The organism is Dokdonella sp. (assembly GCF_049593775.1).
Lineage (GTDB): Bacteria > Pseudomonadota > Gammaproteobacteria > Xanthomonadales > Rhodanobacteraceae > Dokdonella.
This window is the reverse complement of the sequence record NZ_JBAWHJ010000463.1, coordinates 1-2193: the sequence shown is the minus strand read 5'-3', so window position 1 is coordinate 2193 and position 2193 is coordinate 1. Positions and strand designations below refer to the sequence as shown.

Below are 2193 nucleotides of genomic sequence, written 5' to 3'. Positions count from 1 at the left end.
GCGAAGAATTCATCGAAGTGCGGAACCTTCGCATCGAGGACTACGAGTCCATGGTCGAAGTGACCCGGGCCGCCTATGCCGGTATCGGCGGTCTGCCTTGGGGACGCCAGCACATCGCCAAGTTGCTCGACCTGTTCCCCAAGGGTCAACTTTGCGTGACAGTAAATGACCGACCGGTCGGATTCGCGCTTAGCCTGATCATCGACTACAGCAAGTTCGGTGACGCCCACACCTATGAAGACATCACCGACAAATACACGTTCTCGACCTACGACCCACAGGGCGACGTGCTCTATGGCCTCGAGATCATGGTCGACCCGGCATTCCGCAACATGCGCCTTGCGCGAAGGCTCTACGAAGCCCGCAAGGCCTTGTGCGAGAACCTGAATCTTCGCGCGATCCTTGCCGGCGGTCGAATCCCCGGCTATGCACTTCAGTCAGGAAGTTTCTCCGCAAAGGAATACATCGCCAAGGTCGCGCTTAAGGAGCTCTACGATCCGGTCCTGAGCTTCCAGATCGCGAACGGCTTCCACGTGCGCAAGATCCTCAAGAACTACCTCGGCTTCGATGCGGAATCGAAGGCGTTCGCAACCCTGATCGAATGGAACAATATCTACTATCAGGAAAATCCGAACCTCCTCAAGCGCCAGCACAGCCTCGTCAGGATCGGCCTCGTGCAATGGCAGATGCGGCCGATAGACTCGCTGAAATCGCTGTTGCAACAGGCGGAGTTCTTTGTCGACGCAATGGGTGCTGTGCGTGCCGACTTCGTGCTGTTTCCCGAACTCTTCCATATGCCGTTGATGGCGCAGTTCGGTGATGTAAGCCCGTCGGAAGCGATTCGCAGGCTGGCCGAATTCACCCCTGAGATCTGCGACAGCCTGAGTCAGCTGGCAGTCAACTACAACATCAACATCATTGCCGGCAGCCTGCCCTTCCTCGAACACGGCAGTCTCTACAACGTGGCCTATCTACTACGTCGCGATGGCACGCGCGCCGAGCAGCGCAAGATCCACATCACGCCTGGTGAGCGACGCTGGTGGGGCATGAAGGGCGGAACCAAACTGGAAGCGTTTGATACCGACTGCGGCAAGATCGGCATCCTGATCTGCTACGACAGCGAGTTCCCCGAGTTGCCGCGACTGCTGGCGGATCAGGGCATGCAAATCCTGTTTGTTCCATTCCTGACCGAAATGAAAAACGGCTATATGCGTGTCCGCCTGTGCACGCGGGCCAGGGCTGTAGAGAACGAGTGCTACGTTGCCATCGCTGGCGCGGTAGGCAATTTGCCCAAAGTACAGGCCTCTGACACCCACTATGCGCAATCAGCAGTCTTCACGCCGTCAGACTTTTCGTTCCCCGGCGATTCGATCATCGCAGAAGCCGCACCCAACTCGGAGGCCTTGCTGGTTGCAGAGGTCAATCTCGATCTGCTGCGCACCCTGCACGAGCATGGTGCCGTGACCACGTTGAAGGATCGACTGCCCTCGCTCTACGAACTGCGCTGGCTGGGCGAGCGCGGCGACAACGAAACCTGATCCGTCAAGTGGAACAGAGGCCGCTCGCCGCCCCAGTCTTCAGTCGTGCGGTACCTACTGACGCCGTCTGTATGACCACATCAGGGCCACACCAAGCAGGAAGCCGATCACCAGGAAACAACCCAGCCAGACCATCAGCGGCAAATTCGCGCTGAAGACAAGAATGCTGAGGGTTGTGACTTCACTGTTCTGCCAGATCACCAACAGAACCAGCACGGCGACAACTGCAATCGTTGCCAGCCTTCCGGTTCTTGATTTGACTGTGCCACTCATGTGTTCACCCCACGTTTGAGCTGGTGTGCCAGTGTAGCGCCGATAGCCCCTGGCGCACCGAAATGCTGGCGTGCCTGTCGTATAGTTGGTCCCCCGGGACCCACCACTACGGAGACTCTCCATCAGTACCTTGCCTTACGATCGCGCCCAGTTTGCAGCCAGGGCAAAGTCCATCGTCGAAGCCGGTCGTGAACTGTCCCGGCTGGGCTGGACGCCAGCGACCAGCAGCAACTTTTCCATGCGACTTGGCGACCAGTTGGCGGCCGTGACCGTCTCCGGGCGCGACAAGGGGAAGCTCGGCCAAGACGACATCATGGTCGTCGATTTCGACAACAAGCCCGTCGCAACCTCGGCCCGTCCTTCCGCCGAGACTGCCTTGCAC

General features: G+C 58.6%; 3 protein-coding genes. 2 read left to right on the top strand and 1 reads right to left on the bottom strand.

Annotated elements, in window-relative coordinates; translation table 11 throughout:
* Positions 1–1538: GNAT family N-acetyltransferase (locus tag WBP53_RS16015; RefSeq protein ID WP_423930720.1), on the top strand; the 1538-nt coding region annotated here is incomplete at its 5' end.
* Positions 1539–1592: 54 nt separating this feature from the next.
* Here WBP53_RS16015 and WBP53_RS16010 read toward each other — a convergent pair.
* Positions 1593–1811 carry a LapA family protein gene (locus WBP53_RS16010; RefSeq protein ID WP_423930718.1) on the bottom strand — a complete coding sequence of 73 codons (219 nt, stop codon included), beginning with the start codon at positions 1809–1811 and terminating at the stop codon, positions 1593–1595.
* Between the two features lie 130 nt (positions 1812–1941).
* Between WBP53_RS16010 and WBP53_RS16005 the strand changes: the two genes are divergently transcribed.
* Positions 1942–2193, top strand: a 252-nt coding sequence (locus WBP53_RS16005; protein ID WP_423930716.1) for a class II aldolase/adducin family protein, incomplete at its 3' end; no start/stop codon positions are given.

Bases quoted from the DNA above. Each gene is read 5' to 3' on its own strand.
- WBP53_RS16010 (WP_423930718.1), bottom strand. From the start codon at position 1,811: ATGAGTGGCACAGTCAAATCAAGAACCGGAAGGCTGGCAACGATTGCA.